The sequence below is a fragment of the Streptomyces sp. NPDC033177 genome, assembly GCF_055577715.1.
In genome coordinates, this window is the sequence record NZ_JBVIPS010000003.1 from 598,374 (window position 1) to 615,913 (window position 17,540).

Annotated in this window: 15 protein-coding genes; 8 read left to right on the forward strand and 7 right to left on the reverse strand. The window is 69.3% G+C overall.

The window, feature by feature from the left end; genetic code table 11:
* Positions 1-14: 14 nt before the first annotated feature.
* The 4 genes from ACZ5U5_RS13925 to ACZ5U5_RS13940 all read right to left on the reverse strand — a co-directional run bounded on the left by ACZ5U5_RS13925 (position 15) and on the right by ACZ5U5_RS13940 (position 6,071).
* On the reverse strand, positions 15-1,538 hold the full coding sequence (locus ACZ5U5_RS13925; protein WP_469020449.1) for a catalase: 1,524 nt from the start codon (positions 1,536-1,538) through the stop codon (positions 15-17).
* A gap of 264 nt (positions 1,539-1,802) precedes the next feature.
* The gene (locus ACZ5U5_RS13930) at positions 1,803-3,533 is read right to left on the reverse strand and encodes a thiamine pyrophosphate-dependent enzyme (RefSeq protein ID WP_469020452.1); all 1,731 of its coding nucleotides are present in this window, start codon (positions 3,531-3,533) and stop codon (positions 1,803-1,805) included.
* Positions 3,534-3,597: 64 nt separating this feature from the next.
* Positions 3,598-5,193 (reverse strand): FMN-binding glutamate synthase family protein, encoded by a 1,596-nt coding sequence (locus tag ACZ5U5_RS13935; protein WP_469020455.1) that lies wholly within the window; start codon positions 5,191-5,193, stop codon positions 3,598-3,600.
* Positions 5,194-5,231: 38 nt separating this feature from the next.
* On the reverse strand, positions 5,232-6,071 hold the full coding sequence (locus ACZ5U5_RS13940) for an alpha/beta fold hydrolase (RefSeq protein ID WP_469020457.1): 840 nt from the start codon (positions 6,069-6,071) through the stop codon (positions 5,232-5,234).
* A 79-nt stretch (positions 6,072-6,150) separates the two neighbouring features.
* Here ACZ5U5_RS13940 and ACZ5U5_RS13945 point away from each other — a divergent pair, with 79 nt between their 5' ends.
* The 3 genes from ACZ5U5_RS13945 (at position 6,151) to ACZ5U5_RS13955 (ending at position 8,476) form a co-directional block, all read left to right on the forward strand.
* Positions 6,151-6,771: a sigma-70 family RNA polymerase sigma factor gene (locus ACZ5U5_RS13945; RefSeq protein ID WP_469020460.1), complete on the forward strand. Its 621-nt coding sequence runs from the start codon at positions 6,151-6,153 to the stop codon at positions 6,769-6,771.
* Between the two features lie 107 nt (positions 6,772-6,878).
* A complete protein-coding gene (locus tag ACZ5U5_RS13950) occupies positions 6,879-7,382 on the forward strand; it encodes a cupin domain-containing protein (RefSeq protein ID WP_469020461.1) in 504 nt (167 codons plus the stop codon).
* The gene (locus ACZ5U5_RS13955; RefSeq protein WP_469020462.1) at positions 7,379-8,476 is read left to right on the forward strand and encodes a barstar family protein; all 1,098 of its coding nucleotides are present in this window, start codon (positions 7,379-7,381) and stop codon (positions 8,474-8,476) included. The genes ACZ5U5_RS13950 and ACZ5U5_RS13955 overlap by 4 nt, the downstream gene beginning before the upstream one ends.
* A 33-nt stretch (positions 8,477-8,509) precedes the next feature.
* Here ACZ5U5_RS13955 and ACZ5U5_RS13960 read toward each other — a convergent pair whose 3' ends face one another.
* Positions 8,510-11,140 carry a tetratricopeptide repeat protein gene (locus ACZ5U5_RS13960; protein WP_469020465.1) on the reverse strand — a complete coding sequence of 877 codons (2,631 nt, stop codon included), beginning with the start codon at positions 11,138-11,140 and terminating at the stop codon, positions 8,510-8,512.
* A 133-nt stretch (positions 11,141-11,273) separates the two neighbouring features.
* Here ACZ5U5_RS13960 and ACZ5U5_RS13965 point away from each other — a divergent pair, with 133 nt between their 5' ends.
* The 3 genes from ACZ5U5_RS13965 to ACZ5U5_RS13975 all read left to right on the forward strand — a co-directional run bounded on the left by ACZ5U5_RS13965 (position 11,274) and on the right by ACZ5U5_RS13975 (position 15,480).
* Positions 11,274-11,891: a hypothetical protein gene (locus ACZ5U5_RS13965; RefSeq protein WP_469020884.1), complete on the forward strand. Its 618-nt coding sequence runs from the start codon at positions 11,274-11,276 to the stop codon at positions 11,889-11,891.
* 374 nt (positions 11,892-12,265) lie between these two features.
* Positions 12,266-14,281 carry an RICIN domain-containing protein gene (locus tag ACZ5U5_RS13970; RefSeq protein WP_469020466.1) on the forward strand — a complete coding sequence of 672 codons (2,016 nt, stop codon included), beginning with the start codon at positions 12,266-12,268 and terminating at the stop codon, positions 14,279-14,281.
* A gap of 101 nt (positions 14,282-14,382) precedes the next feature.
* Positions 14,383-15,480: a hypothetical protein gene (locus tag ACZ5U5_RS13975; RefSeq protein ID WP_469020468.1), complete on the forward strand. Its 1,098-nt coding sequence runs from the start codon at positions 14,383-14,385 to the stop codon at positions 15,478-15,480.
* Here the strand turns inward: ACZ5U5_RS13975 and ACZ5U5_RS13980 are convergent.
* Complete coding sequence (locus ACZ5U5_RS13980) at positions 15,474-15,737, reverse strand: hypothetical protein (protein WP_469020470.1); 264 nt, start codon at positions 15,735-15,737, stop codon at positions 15,474-15,476. The two genes, ACZ5U5_RS13975 and ACZ5U5_RS13980, sit on opposite strands and share 7 nt — an antisense overlap.
* Positions 15,738-15,739: 2 nt before the next feature.
* Between ACZ5U5_RS13980 and ACZ5U5_RS13985 the strand changes: the two genes are divergently transcribed.
* The gene (locus tag ACZ5U5_RS13985; protein ID WP_469020472.1) at positions 15,740-16,291 is read left to right on the forward strand and encodes a GNAT family N-acetyltransferase; all 552 of its coding nucleotides are present in this window, start codon (positions 15,740-15,742) and stop codon (positions 16,289-16,291) included.
* 340 nt (positions 16,292-16,631) lie between these two features.
* Here the strand turns inward: ACZ5U5_RS13985 and ACZ5U5_RS13990 are convergent, their stop codons facing one another.
* Positions 16,632-16,997, reverse strand: coding sequence for a hypothetical protein (locus ACZ5U5_RS13990; RefSeq protein WP_469020474.1), 366 nt, complete (start codon positions 16,995-16,997; stop codon positions 16,632-16,634).
* A 156-nt stretch (positions 16,998-17,153) separates the two neighbouring features.
* Between ACZ5U5_RS13990 and ACZ5U5_RS13995 the strand changes: the two genes are divergently transcribed.
* A partial coding sequence (locus ACZ5U5_RS13995) for an SDR family NAD(P)-dependent oxidoreductase (protein WP_469020886.1) occupies positions 17,154-17,540 on the forward strand: 387 nt, incomplete at its 3' end.

Sequence of the window (17,540 nt, forward strand, 5' to 3'; positions counted from 1 at the left end):
TCAGGCCGTGTCGGTCAGGCCTTGTCCTGCATGCTGCTGCGAGCCGGGTTGGCCTGCTCCGCGGCCTTGGGGTCCTTCTCGCTCGCCTTGGCGCGCACACCCTGCTCGATGCGCTCACCGATCGACTTGTCGATGTTCGACCAGTACTCGAAGGCCCTGACAAGCACGGGTTCGGTCACGCCGTTGAGCAGGTGCCCGACCACGTTGTCCACGAGGCGGTCGCGCTCCTCGTCGTTGAGGACCTCGCGCACCATCGTGCCCGGCTGGCCCCAGTCGTCGTCCTCGGCATGGTCGACGTAGGCGGCGCGCGTGATGTCACCGTCGGCGTACCAACTGGGCGGGGAGCCGTAGCGGGCCGTGTCGGCGGCCGGGCCGCCCTTGGAGTTCGGCGCGTAGACCGGGTCCTGTCGCTTGTGGATCGCCATGGCCCCGTCCTTGGAGTACGTGTGGACGGGCACGATCGGGGCGTTGACGGGCAGCTGCTGGTAGTTGCCGCCGATGCGGTAGCGGTGTGCGTCGGCGTACGAGAAGAGCCGCGCGAGGAGCATGCGGTCGGGGCTCGGACCGATGCCGGGGACCAGGTTGTTCGGCTGGAAGGCCGCCTGCTCGATCTCGGCGTGGTTGTCCGTGGGGTTGCGGTCCAGCGTCATCTTGCCGACCTCGATCAGCGGGTAGTCGCCGTGCGGCCACACCTTGGTCAGGTCGAACGGGTTGAAGCGGTACGTCGCCGCGTCCTCGTACGGCATGACCTGCACGTACAGGGTCCAGCTCGGGTACTCGCCGTCCCGGATGTGCTCGAAGAGATCCCGGGTGTGGTAATCCGTGTCGGCGGCGGCCATCTGGTCGCCCTCGTGCTGCGTGAAGTTCTCGACGCCCTGGTCCGTCTTGAAGTGGTACTTCACCCAGCTGCGCTTGCCCTCCGCGTTGATCCACATGTACGTGTGCGAGGTGTAGCCGTTCATGTGGCGCCAGCTGCGCGGGATGCCTCGGTCACCCATCAGCCAGGTGACCTGGTGGGCCGACTCGGGGGAGAGGGTCCAGAAGTCCCACTGCATGTCGTGGTCGCGCAGGTTGTTGTCCGCCCTGCGTTTCTGGGACCGGATGAAGTGCTGGAACTTCATCGGGTCCTTCACGAAGAAGACCGGGGTGTTGTTCCCGACCATGTCGTAGTTGCCCTCGGTCGTGTAGAACTTCACCGCGAATCCGCGCGGGTCACGCCAGGTGTCCGGGCTCCCGCGCTCGCCGGCGACGGTGGAGAAACGGATCACCAGATCCGTACGGGTGCCGGGCTGGAAGAGGGCGGCCTTCGTGTAGGCGCTGACGTCTCCGGTGGTCTCGAAGAAGCCGAAGGCGCCGCTGCCTTTGGCGTGCGGCTGCCGCTCGGGAATCCGCTCCCGGTTGAACTGCGCCATCTGTTCGATCAGATAGGAGTCCTGCAGAAGGATCGGCCCACCGGCGCCGACGGTGAGCGAATGCTCATCGCTTTCGACCGGCGCGCCGGCGTCGTTGGTTGTCGCCTTACCTGTGACGTCGCTCATGAGGTACGAATGCCTTTCGGTGGGTGTGGTTCTCTGCGCCGCGACGGCCTGGGCCGGCAGCTGCGAAGGGCTGTCTGTCGAGGACCTGTCTGTGGCGTGGCGGATTCGGCGGCGTGCTCGCGTCGAGTCCATATTGCGGCTTTTCGACTGATGTGGCCATTTGTTCGTCTGTGCTCGTGCACGTGGATCTCTCACCGGACAGAGACCGAGTGCCCGCCTTGGCGCCGCCGATACGTGGCGAGCCCTTCCGTTTCCCGCCGAGCCTCAGTGGCCGCCGGGGCTGGTGAGGTTCTCGCGGATCTTGGCGATGGCGAAACCCCAGCCCTGCTGGATCGTCGGCTTGCCCGGCACGGCGATCTCCTCGGGGTTGGTGAGGACGTCCAGGAGGACGGGCCCCGGCGTGGCGAAGGCCTTGCCGACCCCCTCGGCGAGGTCCTCGGGCCGGGACACCCGGATGCCGGTGATGCCCAGGGCCTCGGCGACCGCGGCGAAGTCCGGGTTGTCGAGTCCGGTGCCGAACTCCGCGAGCCCGGCCTGCTCCTGCTCCAGCTTGACCATCCCCAGCCGCTGGTTGTCGAAGACGACGAGCTTCACCGGCAGCTGTCGGCTGCGGATGGTCATGAGGTCGCCCAGGAGCATCCCGAGGCCGCCGTCCCCGCAGAAGGCGACGACCTGCCGCTCGGGGTCGAGGAGCTGCGCGCCGATCGCCTGCGGCATGGCGTTGGCCATTGATCCGAGGTTGTACGAGCCGAGCAGGCGGCGGGACCCGCGCATCTCGACGAAGCGCGAGAGCCACACGGTGGCCATGCCCGTGTCGGAGGTGAACACGGCGTCGTCGGCCGCCAGCGCGTCCACCGCAGCGGCCAGCGCTTCCGGGCGTACCAGGTGGTCCCGGTTGTCGAGGGCGGAGCGCACCTTGCCGACGAGGCCGTGGTCGTGTCCGGGCGAGGCGAGCCGCTGCTGGCCCTCCTGCCACTTGATGAACTTCTCCCGCGCCTCGTCCAGGTGGTCGCGCTCCGGGCGCCGCTCAAGGCGCTGCAGCAGCCCACGCACGGTGGGGCCGACGTCGGCGGCGAGGGCCACGTCGACCGGGACGCGCCGGCCGATGTGCTCGGCGACCCGGTCGACCTGGACGACCTTCTTGCCCTGGGGATACCAGTCCCGGTACGGAAAGTCGGTGCCGAGCAGCAGCAGGGTGTCGGCGTGGTCCATCGCGTGCGCGGCGGCCGGGTTGCCGATCAGCCCCGTCTGGCCGACCTGGTAGGGGTTGTCGCCCTCGAAGCCCTCCTTGGCCTTGAGCGTGAGCACCATGGGCGCCGCAAGGCGCTCCGCGAGGGCCAGGACGTCCTCGCGGGCACCGCGCGCCCCGCGGCCGACCAGCATGGTGACCTTGCCGCCGTCGGAGAGTGCGGAGGCCGCGTCGTCGAGGACCGGGTCGTCGGGCCGGTTGGCGGACTCCGCGACGGAGAGCCGGACCGGCCGGTCCGCAGGCAGCTCCAGGTCACCGATGTCGCCGGGCACCGTCAGGACCGCCACACCGCGGCGCCCGATCGCGTTGCGTACGGCTATCTCAAGGAGGCCCGGCATCTGCTCCGGGGAGGTGACGGTGGCGCGGAAGACGGCGACGTCACGGAAGAGGAGGTCGTTGTCGACCTCCTGGAAGTAGTCGGTGCCGACCTCCGAGAGGGGCACCTGCCCCGCGATGGCGAGCACCGGGGTGCCGCTCTTGGCGGCGTCGTAAAGACCGTTGAGCAGGTGTACGGAGCCCGGTCCCACGGTGCCCATGCACACCCCGAGGGTGTCGGTGAGCTGTGACTGGGCTCCGGCGGCGAATGCGGCGGCCTCCTCGTGGCGGCAGCCCACCCATTCGACGGAGTCGCTTGCGCGGATGGCGTCGGTGAAGGGATTCAGGGCATCTCCCACCACGCCGAAGACATGGCGCACCTTGAGTTCTTCCAGGGCGTCGATCATCACGCGGGCAACGGTGCGGGACATCAGGTCTTCCTCTCGATACGGCAGTCAGGGGGAGTGGAGGTGTCGGCAGGTGGCGGTCCGGGCGTCAGGCCGGCCGGACGACGGCGAAGCTGTCCGGATCTGCCGCCTGCCAGTCGGCGGCCCAGCTCGCGGGCGGTGCGGTGAGCAGCTCGCCGGGGGACAGCCACTCGTACAGCTCGGCGTAGGACCGGAAATCACCGTGGTCCTCGCGGCGGCGCAGGAGATGCGGGCCGAGGTCCGCCGCGTCGCGGACGCCCATCGCGGCCATGATCTGCAGCGCGCTCTGCACGGTGGCCCGCTGGTAGCGCGTGACGCGCGCGGCCTTGTCGATGACGTCGAGGGCGCGGGCCCGGCGCGGGTCCTGGGTGGTGACGCCGGTCGGACAGCGGTTGGTGTGGCAGCGCTGGGCCTGTATGCAGCCGACGGCGAACATCATCGCGCGGGCCGCATTGGTGTAGTCGGCGCCCAGGAGGAGGCATTTGACGATGTCGGAGCCCGTCGCCACCTTGCCGCTGGCGCCGAGACGAATCCTGTCCCGCAGGCCCGCGCCCGTGAGCGCGCTGTGCACCGTGAACAGCCCCTCCCGCAGCGGCATGCCGAGGTGGTCGGCGAACTCCAGCGGCGCCGCTCCCGTACCGCCCTCCGCGCCGTCCACGACGATGAAGTCCGGGGTGACGCCTTCCTCGACCATGGCCTTGCACACGGCGAGGAACTGGACCCGGGACCCGGGGCACAGCTTGAACCCCACCGGCTTGCCGCGCGTCAGCTCCCGCATCCGGGCGAGGAAGCGGACGAGTTCGCGAGGGGTGGAGAAGACGCGGTGGTACGGCGGCGACACCACGGTCTTGCCTTCGGGAACGCCCCGTACCGAGGCGATCTCGGCGTTGACCTTGCTGCCGGGCAGCACGCCGCCGATCCCCGGCTTCGCACCCTGCGACAGCTTGAGCGACACGCAGCGCACGGAAGGGTGGGCGGCCTTCTCGGCGAACTGCCGCGGGTCGAAGTTCCCGTCGCGGGTGCGGCAGCCGAAGTAGCCGGTGCCTATCTCCCAGACGAGGTCGCCACCGGGCCGCAGGTGGTGGGAGGAGAGGCCGCCCTCGCCGGTGTCGTGGGCGAAACCGCCGCGCGCCGCACCCGTGTTCAGCGCCACGACGGCGTTGGAGGAGAGCGAGCCGAAGCTCATCGCCGAGACGTTGAGCAGCGCCATGTCGTACGGCTGGGTGCAGTCCGGGCCGCCGATCCGCACGCGGGGTGGCTCGTCGGGCACGGCCACCGGTGCCATGGACGGCACGAGGAACTCGTAGCCGCGGGCGTCCATGTCACGCTCGCTGCCGAACGGTTCCTCGGCGGCGACGCCCTTGGCCCGCTCGTAGACGATGCTGCGGGTGTCGCGGTCGTAGGGCCTGCCGTCGTAGTTGCGTTCCACGAAGTACTGCTGCAGCTCCGGGCGCAGTGTTTCCATGAGGAACCGCAGATGGCCGAGCACGGGGTAGTTGCGCAGCACGGAGTGCCGCCTCTGCGCCAGGTCGTACACACCGGTCAGTGCCACGCACAGGAGAGGCACCGCGGCCGACCACCACCACGGGGATGCCAGGAGGGCGAGAAACACACCGCCCACTGCGCAGGCCATCAGCAGGCCCACTGTCACGAAACGCGTCATGCACGTCGTGTGACCTGATTTCAGCTGGTCACACGTGCCTAGTGATCCAGAAACTCCGCTGTGGCCGCCACGAAGCGCCCGGCGTCGTCGAGCCAGGGATAGTGCCCGCCCGCCGGCTGCACCACGAAACTCGCGTCGCGGAACAGGGCCGCGAACTCGGCCACCGCCCGCGGGGGACTGTTCATGTCGAACTCTCCGGTGAGCAGCAACACCGGCATCTCACAGGCCGCGAGCCCCGCACGCGTGGTCTCGGGCTCGAAGGCGCCCTCCGCCGCGAACCAGGTGACGGCTTCCTTGTTGTCCGGTTGGCTCATGGCGCAGTGGTGCCGGGCGGCGGCGTCCCATCTGCCGTAGAAGAAGGGACTGATGGCGTCCCAGTCGGTGCCCGTGCCCTCGGTGATCGCTTCCAGCGCGGCGAACGCCGGGGTGAACCACGGCTCGTCCTTGCGCGACAGCGCGAGCTCACGCCGCATCGCACCGGGGACGGCGATGCCGACGGCTCGGGTGCCGGGGCCGATCAGTGCGAGCTTGCGCACTTTCTGGGGGTGGCGGGCCACGTATTGCGTGGCGACGTTCGCGCCGCCGGAGTGGCCGAGCAGGTCCATCTCGGGGAGCCCGAGGTGGCGGCGGAGGGCCTCGACGTCATCGACGAGGCGGTCACACCGGTAGGAGGAGGGGTCTTCGGGGATCGCTGACCGGCCGGTGCCGCGACTGTCCATGACGATGAGTCGCCGATGCGCGGACAGGCCGCCGAGATCGCCGAGGTAGCGGGAGGCCGCGGGGCCGCCGGGGATGCACACGAGGGGGACGCCTTCATGGAGGTCTCCGTGTACGTGATAGGCGAGCTGGGTTCCGTCAGGTGCGGAGTAGGTGGGCATGGGTCGGATCCTGGCACGGCATAACCAGGTTATACAACCCGGTTATGTCGACTGGTGTGCCTAGCTGTATAACCGAGGCATGGCAGGTGCGGAGGACATGTATGAGGGCTCTCGCGAGGGTCCCGGGGTGCTGACCGAGGGGCAGGCCGCGCGGATGCTCGCCGGCATGAACGAGGTCATCCGCGCGGGCGAGGAGATGCGGAAGCTCCGCGCCGAGATGATCAAACTGTTCGTTGATCTCGGCTGGACGCAGGACAAGATCGCCGAGCTGGCGGACATGAGCCAGCCCGCCGTGTCCAAGCAGGTGGCGAAACGCAAGGCGGGTGACCGGCCGCCACCGATGGAGCTGCACCTCGACCAGCGGGACCTGCCGTGGCTCGAAGGGCGCCTGTGGGGCCTCGCCGAGGTGGTCTCGGAGACGCTGGGCGAGGCCGCCCACTGCACACGTCACGTGAACGCCCTCGGCCGCGGGCGGAAGCGCTTCACGCCCCAGAGCGTCGACGAGCTGCGGCGGCTCCTCGAAGAGGACTTGAGGCGGCACCAGGCTCGACTGCCGGGCGCCCACCGGGACACGTACGACGAGATCGCTCGCCGGCTCGACATCCCCGCGGACGTGACCGCGGGCGGCACCGCCGCGGGATCAGCCTCCGCGCGCCGGGCTCTCGCCCACGCGATCCAGCGCGATCAGCTCGGAAATTGACCCTCCCTTTCGGCGCTGAATTGCACTCCTGTGAGGGTCTATCGGGCTCATAGAGTGGTGATCACAACGACGCGAGCACGCGCCGCAGAACCGAAGGGAACACCACCATGAACAGCAAGAACGCCGACTTCGCCGCTGTCCTCACCCGCGCGTCGGAGGCCGAGACCAGCGCCGACCCGAGCAGCGTCATGACCCTGCTGGCCGACACGGACGGACCGGGCGGCGGCTTCACCACCTACCGGTCCACCTTCACCGAAGGGGCCGTCGGCGCCCCCGCGCACTTCCACACCAAGGCCACGGAGCTCTTCTTCGTGATCAGCGGCTCCCTCCAGGTCCTCGTGGGCGAGGAGATCACCGTCCTGCAGGCGGGTGACTTCCTCGCCGTGCCCCCGCACACCCCGCACGCCTTCGCCGCGGCACCGGGCTGCGAGGCGGACGTCCTGTTCGTCTTCACCCCCGGCATGGCCCGCTTCGACTACCTGCGCCTGCTCGGCAGTGTGATGCGCGGCGAGACCGACCCGAAGAAGATCGCGGAGTCCTCGGAGCGCTACGACAACCACTACGTGGACAGCCCCGTCTGGCGCGAGGCGCTCGCCGCCGCCCAGGCATGATTCCCAGCGTGCATGAGGACGAAAAAGCCCGCGGGTACGGGCGATACACGCTGACAGAGACGGAGCACGACCGGGCATGGGGTATGTGCGCCGCCGTGGACGGTCTCTTCGGGGAGCCCCTGCGTGGGACGTACGAACTCTTCGGTTGGGTCCCCGAGGGCGTCGAGGTGCAGGGGTGGCTCGGCGCCAGGGTGTGGCTGGTGCCCGAGGACCGGACACTCGATCCCTGGCTGCTTGAGGACGCGGAGAGCCTGGGGCAACCGCACGGCACGGACAGCCTCGTGCTGACGGGCCTGGACGACTACGAGGGCCCACCCGAAGGTTATCGGGGCTCCGTTCGTGTGCACGACGGGTCCCGGTGGCTGGGTTCCTGCCGTGAGTTCGCCTTGGTCCTGCCACCCGAGCGGGCGGCCCCTCCGCTCGTCCTGCGGGGACTCGCGCAGAGTGAGCAACTGCGGGCGGCACTGGCGAAGGGCACCCGGCGGGCGCTGGACCTGGAGGAAGCATCCCTGCAAATACACGATGACCAGGGCGAGTTGCTCACCGAGCGACTGCTGTGGACCGAGGTCAGATCCTGGCACGCCTCCACTTACGGCCCGGACCTGATCGACCTGGAACTCGACGCGGAGCGCTTCACGCCCGAGCCCGAGTACGTCCGCCGCATCTGGGAGCAGTGGTACGCCGGGCCTCCGCGGGCTCCGGGCGCCTGGACCGAGCTGGACACCCGACACCGAAATGCCTGGCTCGATCTCGTCCGGGAGCGAGGCTGCCGACGCACCCACCCCGCCGGGTCGACCGGTCACGCCTACGAACTGGACGGCGGGCACATCACCGACGAACCGAGCATCTGCCTGGCGCTCGGCGAAGCGGTGAACGGTCCTGGCGGCTACTTCGGCGGCTGCCTCGCGGCCCTCGACGACTGCCTGCGCGGCGCCTTCGGCTACACGGCTCCCGCGACGCTGCTCTGGCGGAACGCCGAAACGGCCCGCGCACACCTGTCACGCTCCCTGACACCGGACGGCCGCCGCTACGACCTGTTCGCCGAGGTACTCGATGTCTTGGCGGAGGGCGGCATGCGGGTCACGTTGACGTGAGCGAAGGCACCGGCAGACATGCGGGCCCACACCTCAGGACGTTCCCAAGGCGTCCCGCAGTCGTCTCAGGACCGGCGCCAGCCTCTCGGGACTGACCGGCACGGCCCGCTGAAGATCCGCCAGGTCGTCCAGCGCTTCCACGATCTGGTGAGGTGAGGGGGCGTACGACAAGAAGGCCCGCAGATGCTCCTCGGCGCGGTCCCAGTCGGGCAGGGCGCACCACAGCACCAGGAGATTGCTGCGCGGCAGGTCGGCGAAGTCGGGCGCCCTGCGTACTTCGGCCTGGTAGATGTCCGTCGCGCGTTGCCACATGGCTGCTTCGCCGGGCGTTCCCGACAGCCGCATGGCCAGAGCGCTCTGATAGGGGAACCAGCCGCAGCGGGGGAGGAGCTCCATGGCACGGTCAAAGTCCGCGAGAGCTTCCTCGTGCCGGCCCAGGGCGCGGTAGGTCTCGCCTCGCCAGCAGTGCGGCCAGGGAGCCTGTGGTGCCAGGCCGAGGGCGTGGTCGAGGTCCGCGAGGGCGGATTCGAAGTGGCCGAGGGTGAGATGGAGATCGCCGCGGGCGCCGTAAGCCCACGCCGCCTGCGGGTCGACTGTGACCGCGTCGGTGAAATCGGTCAGCGCTTTGTCGTGGTGACCCATGTGGTGGTGGAGCAAGCCGCGGAACTCCAGGGCCCAGGTGTTATGGCGATCGAGGCCCAAGGCGTGGTCGAGATCCGCTGTGGCTTCTTCGTAGCGGCGCATGCGGTAGTAGACGGTGCCGCGGTTGATCCGGTGCGTCGGGGAGCGCGGAGCGAGCCGGACGGCATGGCTGTGGTCCGCCAGCGCAGCCTCGAATTGGCGCATGGCCAGGTGGGTGTGTCCCCGGCCCGCATAGGCCCGAGGGAGATCCGGGTCCAGGGTCAATGCTGCTGTGTAGTCGGCGAGCGCCTGGCTGTGCAGGCCGCCGCGCCGGTACTCGCGGCCGCGGAGAGCATGGGCCAGCGCCCGCCCGTCCGTGTCCAGACCAGGTGTGGTCAGGAGGAAGGTCAGCGTCTCCGCGTCGCCGGAATCCTGCCCGGCGAAGTCCAGCAGGCGCTGCCCGGTTCGGACGAGGTCGCCGTTGCCGCCGGAGCCGTCGCTGTCCGTCCCGGTCTGGATGAGCAACTGGGCCCAGCGGCGCAGGGATTCGGTGCTGTGGCCGCACGCGAGCACCGTGTCGCGCAGGGCTTCGGACAGCGCGCCGTGGCCCTGCGCGCAGAGCAGGTGGTACGTCTCATCGAGCCGGTGATCCCGCCAGGCGGAGTCGTCCCAGTAACCGTCCGGCGACAGCCTCTCCTCCTGCTCGCGGCGCCATGCGCGGAAGACTGAGGCGAGGTGGGCGTGGCTGCGGCGCCATTGAACGGGGGAGCGGGAGCGCTGAAAGCGCAGCATCGGGGTGCGGATGACGTCGTGGTAGCGGTGGCGTCCCGCCTGGCCGGTGAGGAAAGGGAGCCCGCTCAGCCATCCGAAGCCGTCGGCACCGGAGGCGGGCGCCAGAGCCCGGTAGATGTCCGCGTCGACACGCAGGGGAAGCGCGCAGGCAAGGATCGTGTCCCGGCGGGCTGGATCCGTCTCCCACTTCAGGAAGCGCTCGACGGCCGTGTCGGACGGGTCGCCGATCGCGTCCACCTGTTGAGGGCGACTCCTGGCGAGAGCGTCGAGGAGCACCGGGAGCCGGCCGGACAGGCGCAGGACGACGTCCACCACGTGCACGTCGGTCACACTGCGGGCGGAGAGCAGCGCACGCGCCTCGTCCTCCGTGAACGGCTCGAGTGCGACCTCCGTGATCAGGTCAAGGCTGTCACCCCAGCACGCGGAGTTCAGGGGCCCCTGTCCCGCCAGTGCCGCCTGCACGTTGACCGGCACCGGCCCGTACACCTCGCTGACCAGCATGTCCCGCAGCCAGACATCCAGCAGTGGTGCCGTACGTTCATAGGTGTCGAAGAACAGGAGCACCCACGGACGGCGTTCTGCGACACCACCCAGATCGGCGAGGAACTGCGGTGTCAGCGTCTTGAGCGGTGACAGCACCAGCTGTACGTCCTCGTGACTGTGCAGTCGTGAACTGAGCGCCGCACGCGCCCGGTCGAGACCGGAGGCGACGTGTTCCGGGCGGACCGCACCGCTCAATGCGCCGACCCCCGGCACGAGGCTGAGCCCGGCCACGCTGATCTGCGCCGCGAACGCGCTGGAGGGGGATGGGTCTGTCCGACGCGAGGGCCCCGGCCCGCTGCGCTGCCCGTTGCCTCCTTCGCACATCAGTTGTTCCGTGAACGCGGCGTCGGCCTCGTGACACTTCTGCCGGTAGGCGGACAGGTGCTTGTCGAACTGCTTCAACGGGAAGCCCTGACGCGCCAGTTGCTCGCTGATTGCCGCCATGGCCTCGACCGCGCTGTGTACGTCGTCCCCGACGACGGCGGTCACCGCTCCCCCTTCGCGTGCCGTCGCCTCCCACCGTCTGATGAGCGTCGACTTGCCCACCCCGGCGAGACCGCTCACGTGGAAGAGGAACTGATAGGTGTCGGCACTGGCCCCTTGCGCCAGGTTCTCCCGGAACACCGCCAGCTCGCGCCGCCGCCCGACGAAACCACCGCCGCGCCGTCGCCGGATCAGTTCCTGCCTCGACACCGGTCCCTCTGCCATCGCGGTCTCCTCCCCACCTGCCCCACAGCATGTCGGATCGTGTGCCGTCGCGGGCATCAATGGTCGGGCCGGGCAGGAGGAAGAGGGCAGGTGTACGCGGAGGGCGGTGCGGGAGACTGGGGGTGTGCTGATCATGGATGCCGTGGTGGAGACCTGCGAGGCCAGAGAGTTCGCGCTGTGGCCCGTCTCTGATCCCGCCGACGGCCGGCTTTTGCGGCTGTCCGGTGAGTTGTCGTCACCTCAGGTCGGCACGGTCATGGCGGTGCTGACGGGATATAACAACAGGCCCCGCAGGCGCAGCGAGCGGCACACCATGGACGGGCTCGCGATGGTGAACCGGCTGGTGACCGCCGAGTGCGTGGTCGCGCCCGGTGGTCTGCGGGTCAGGGACACCGACAGCGGGGTCACGGTGGAGCCCGGTTGTTGCTTCGGGCTGGAGAACTGGCGGGACTGGCAGGGCCTGTTGGAGGGGGAAGAGCCGTGGCTCGGCCACGATCCCGGACCGCGTGTCGAGCACGTGGGCGCGACCATCCGGATGTGGCCTGACGCCGCCCGTCAGGAGGGACGGCCCATCGAGATCCCCCGGGAGCGGTTGCGGGAACTCCTCAGCTCTGTCCAGGACGACCTCACCGGCTTCCTCAAGTGCGTTGAGCGATGGGCTTCTTGTGGCTTCGCGCCAGTCGCGGGCGCCTTGGTCGCGACCCTTGACGAGGGCTTCGCCGTATCCGCTCCGCTGGGTGATTCGCCGTAGACTTCGAAAACAGGTGCGAGTACCGCAGGTAACGCCGAGGTTCCTCTCTCTTCCCGAATGGAAGTCCCTCGAACTTCTTGTTTCCCGCGAGTCGGCTGTGCCAAGGTGAGCTTCCTCGCGCCGAGGCAATGATCAGGATCGCCTTTCTCGTCCGGGATTCGTGCCGCCGACCCAAAAGGTCTTCCGTCGGCCGTACACGGGCGATCCCACGATTTGTTGATCCGTTTTTCCGTACCGGTGAGCCTTAGGTATGCACCAATCAGGCGCCCCATTTCGATGGGTGTGTTTTCCGTGTGCCGTCTATCGGCTCGGAAGGAAAAGGTTCTGTGCCATCCCCTCACCCCCCACGTCCGACTCACGCCCCTCATCCCGGCGTGCCCCCCGAGGAATCAGACCGAAATCTCGCCGCCCGACTGCGTGGCCGGTCGGAGGGTGAGTCCGACCAACCCATCGCGCTGCTGCTCGCACGGCACTGGCAGGCAACATACGACTACGCGGCCATCTGCCTGGCCGCTTGGTCGAGTTCGGCCTCCATGGTCGCCACGGCATCCTTCCACCAGATGCTCGAACAGCTGGGGAGCGCCGAGCCGGGCGGGGCCCTGCGGCCGTACCTCCTGGTGACTGTCAGGGAGACGGTCAGGGGGTGGACCGTCGACGAGCGCATATCCGCCCTCATGCCGGAACTCCGTAAACCGACCGGTGGGCGCGGCATGCGGGCGGCGACCTCCATGACACCCGAAAAGCGTCGACTCGCCGCGCGCTCCTTCTGGGACCTTCCCGCGGACGCCCAATGTCTGCTGTGGCACACGGCGGTGGAGGCCGAGCACATATCCATACCCGCAGGTATGTCGGGCTTGAGCCCCGATCTCGCGGCCGACGCACTCGCGCAGGCACGCGAACAATTCCGGGCAGGCATCGTTCGCGGCCACCGCGAACTCGCGCCGACCAAGGAATGCCCCCTATACAACCGAATCCTCGATGTCACGATTCGCCGGGGCGGCACGTTGCTCCCCGATGCGCAACACCACTTGTCGGAGTGCCGTCACTGTCGGGATGTGACCGATCAACTCGTCCACGTGGACAAGGAGTTGGGGACATTGCTCGCCGAAGCGGTGCTCGGTTGGGGCGCACGTCGCTACTTGGAGTCGCGCCCGGGGCGCGGGGGCGTGGTGAAGCGCGGCGCGGGAGCCCCCGCGCAGGGCGGCAGGCGCGCGGGCGGCGGCGGACGCCATCGTCCGTCGTCCCCCAACCCCTCGGTCGGCGGCTCGCTCGCGCAGGCGCGCGCACACTCCAGGGCGCTGCGCACCGGAGCGGCCCTGGGGTCAGCGGTCCTGCTCGCGACCGTACTCGTCATCACCCTCGCTTCGGGCGACGGCGACAGCGACAGTGGCGAGGCCATGCCACCGACCGGCATGACCGGAAGCCATGGCACCGGCCCGAGCACGGGTTCCGAGACGCCGCCCACCGGGTCTCCCGCGCCCACTTCAGCGGGCTACCCCGACAGGACCGACCAGGGGACGCTCCGCAATGCCGCGGCGGATCTGTGCCTCGACATCCGGGGGAAGGTGAAGCCCGGCGCCGAGACGAAGCTGGCGAAGTGCTCGGATGCGGCGAGTCAGCAGTGGTCGTACGACAAGAACGGACTGCTGAGCACCGTCGCCCGTCCCGACCTCTGCCTCGACTCCCACCGGAACGATGGAGTGCTCGTCCTCGGTGCATGTGTCGCGCCTTCGGCCGCGCGCGCGGAGGAGGTGCGCTACGACCTGACCGTGCTGGGGGAGTTGCTGCCCCGGTGGCACGAACGGCTGGCGGTCGCTCCTGCCTCCGCGCGCAAGGGCGCGGAAGCCGTGGTGAAGGTCCGCGACGGATCTCCGGAACAGCGCTGGATGCTCGACTCGTCGTCGGCGGACCCGAAATCCCGCTCGATCAAGGGCGGGGGTGAGCCGTCCGCGAAGGGCGGGAAGGGCGAAGAGGGCGAAGAGGGCGCGGAAGGCTCGGAGGGTGAGAAGAAGGTCAAGGGTGTCCGGGGCGTCAAGGGTGGCGGTGACGCGCCTCGCAAGCGTCGGGGCGGGGGTGGGGGCGGGGGCCAAGCCTGCGCCCATTCGACCTGCGAGCCGTCCTCGCCCCGCAAGCAGAAGCCGGGGCCGCCGATGGACGCCAGGGAGAGGGGTCAGGGAGCGAAGGGCAAGAACCGGGAGCCCTCAACTGACGCGACCCGGCGCGGCGATGACGCGGAGCGGTACGCCGAAGCTGGTTGCTGCTCCACCGCCCCGCTGCCGGTCGGGCAGAGGCTTCCTCGGGAATTTCCTGGTGAGGGTTTCGGCGAGCGACCCCAATTCACTGCAGGGCGGGCCGAAGTGACGGGGAAAATGCCGGCACGGCCTCGCTAGCCAGTGGGTGTCCGTGGGTGTCCGTGGGCGTCAGTTGGTGCCCTCAGCCATGGGCGGGGGTGCCAGGTCAGCCAGGCCGCCGGATGCTTAGGGTCGTGCCCATGACGAGGACCACTCCGCCGCGGCCGCTTGATGTCGAGGCGCTGTTCCCTGAGCTCACCGCATACCGGGGAACCACGACCCGACTGCACCCGAGGCCGGGAAACCCCGATGTGTCGGCCAGTTCCGTGGGCGGCCCGCTCCTGTGGCCGGCGGACGAGCCATGGCCGGTGTGCACCGAGGTCCACCGTCGCAGCAGTGGCCGACGGCCCGCGGACATCCGCCGAAGGCGCAAGGTCCTGGACGACGCGTGGGCCCGCGCACCCTATTCGGGCCCCACGGCAGAGGAAAGGGCGCTCCTGGACGAGCTGCATCGGCGACACCGGATCCCCGACGTCACCGACACCGACCCGCTGCCGTTGATCGCGCTCGCGCAGCTGTACCGGCGTGACATCCCCGACCTGCCGGCCGGACCGGACGGCTGCGACCTGCTCCAGGTGTTCTGCTGCCCCTTCGACGCGCATGGCCCGAGCGGCTACGGCATGCTGCTCCACCTGCGTTGGCGCAGGTCGGAGGAGGTCGGCGAGGTGCTCGCCGCGCCGCCTCAGCCGCAAGTCGTCGGCTCCGACGGATACGTGCCCGAGCCCTGTGTGCTGCATCCGGAGCAGGTGGTCACGTACCCCTTCGCGGGCCTTCTGCCCACGGACCTGTGCGACAGGATCTACGCCCGCGAGGAGGCACTCGACGAAGAGGCCGACGAGGAGTGGGACTCGCCGTGGGAAGCGAACGAGCGTGAACATGCCGGGGAGAAGGGCGAGGACGAGCGGGCCGCGGAGGACGGCGGCGACAAGCAGGTGTACTACCAGTACGACCTGTCCATCCCACCCGGTTGGCGCGTCGGCGGCTTCGCCTCCTGGCACACTACCGACGCTTCCCCCATGGACTGCCTGACCTGCACCACACCCATGCGTTTGCTGCTGACCATCGCCAGTTCCGAGTGGGACGGCGGCAGTGGTAGCTGGAAGCCCATGGAGGAAGCGGACCTGCCACCGCACCCGTTCGGCACACCCACGAAGGTCATCGTGGGCCGCGCCGGCCAGCTCAACGTCTTCGCATGCCCCGCCGACCCCGGCCACCCGCATCGCTGGAGCATTCAATAGTCGTGCGTGAAGCGGGAGGGGCGGCCGAGCCCCGTGTGGTCGAGAACCCGGGCGACCGCCTGCCAAGAGCTGACGTCGGGGCAGTACCCGGTCGACTGGTTGCTGATGTCATCGACGGTCCACCGCCCCGCCTCGCGGGTGAAGTCGATCGCACCCGCGCTCAGGACCATCTCGCCACCGGCGCGGCCACCCGCCTCGCGGGTGAGATGGGCGTTCGCGGCCATAGCGGCGCGCGTGACGCCGGTGACAGACTGCACCGATGATCGACGATCTTCCTGAGGGCCTGACGGCTCGACACCTTGCCGAGGGCGACCACTCGCAGGTGCTCGCGGTGCTGGACGTGTGGTGGGGCGGCATGAAGGGACCGGCGGGTGCGCTGGAGCGTTCGTTGCTCCTGCCCAGGCTGTACTTCCAGCACTTCACCACCACCAGCTTCGTGGTCGAACGTACCGGGGAGCAGGCGGAATCAGCCGACGGGGGGCAGGTCGCGGCTTTCCTTGTCGGCTTCTTGTCCCAGACCCAACCCGACACCGCCTACGTGCACTTCGTCGGCGTCGACCCGCGACTGCACGGGCAAGGCGTGGGACGAACCCTGTACCGGGCCTTCTTCGCTCTCGCCCGGTCACACGGCCGCCGGTACGTGCACTGCATCACCAGCCCGCAGAACTCCGCGTCGCAGGCTTTCCATGCCAGGCTCGGCTTCTCGGTCTCGTCCTTGAAGCCGGACTACGACGGCCCCGGACTTGACCGGGTGGCGTTCACGCTCGACCTTGCCGAGCATCGGGACCACCTCGAGGAGGCAGAAAAGTGACTCTCGATCGGCCCCACGCGCGCGCCTACTCGTACCAGTCGTCTTCCCCGTCCGTGAGCGACCGCTTCAGGTAGTCCGTCCGATCCCGGGCGACCCAGCGGCGGCTGTCGTCCTCGTGCTGCCAGACGTATCCGTGCCGTAGTGCCCCACGATGCCGTCGGTCTCCTGCAGCAGGCTCACGAGGCCCGCAGGTAGTGAACTCCCCAGCCGCCGTTCCGCAGCGGCCACGCCCGCTGGCTCGACCGGCGCGCTGAACCCGGCCTCCGGGAATGCCAGCTCCGCGACTTCTCTCCACATACCGGCAGCCTAGACAGCCGGGGAGCACCCAGGAAGTCGAGCCTCACTGAACTCCGAACGCCCGCAGCACATAGCCGTCGAGGAGCTGTCCGAACACCTGCGGCGAAAGGACCTCAGGAGCCTCGCTCACCAGCTCCTCGTTCGTGTCGAGAGCCGCGACGAAGTCCACGTCAGCCCAGCCGCCCCGGAACAGGACCACGAGGAGTTCGGCGTCCGAGGGGCCGGTGACATGGACGCCGACCGAGTCCGGGTCCCGTACCTCTGAGCGGCTCGTCTCCAGCCGCTGCGGCCATGCCGCCTCCCCGTCCCGCCAGGTGAGCGGCCCGACCATGAGGCCCGCGGCGGTCCACTGTTGCCTGCGGGCGCTGATCTGGGCGGCCGCCTGGTCGAGATCGATGAGTCGCTTCACCCGGTGATCGTCCAGCACGTGGCACGGTCTCGTCCACCGCCTTTCGTTCCGCGGGCAGGCCCGCACAGGGAGGGGTTAGGGACGGGGTGTTGGCGGGGAGGTGCCTGATGTGGTTGTGGCGTGTCTGCCGTGCGAGAGGCGGGAGTTGAGTTGCCAGTGGGCGCTGAGTCATCGGGTTCGCCGGAGTCGGAGGAGCCGTCGCGGACGGCGAGTCCCGGTCGGCGCTTCGTCGACCGTTGCGTCGTCGTCAGCGGGGGCGCGCACGGGATCGGCGCGGCGACCGCCCGGCGGCTCGCGGGTGAAGGGGCCGGGGTGATCATCGCCGATGTGGATGTCGAGGAGGGTGAACGCACCGCACAGGCCATCCGCGAGAGCGGGGGACGCGCGGTCTTCGAGGCGTGTGATGTGGCGGACGAGGAGTCCTGGGGGGGGGGGGGGGGGGGGGACCCCCCCCCCTTTCGTTCAGTTTTTTTTCCTCTCCTTAACCACTCCCCAGTGTGCAGGGGTGTTGTTCCAGTGAGCGAACCCACGAAATTAAGACCC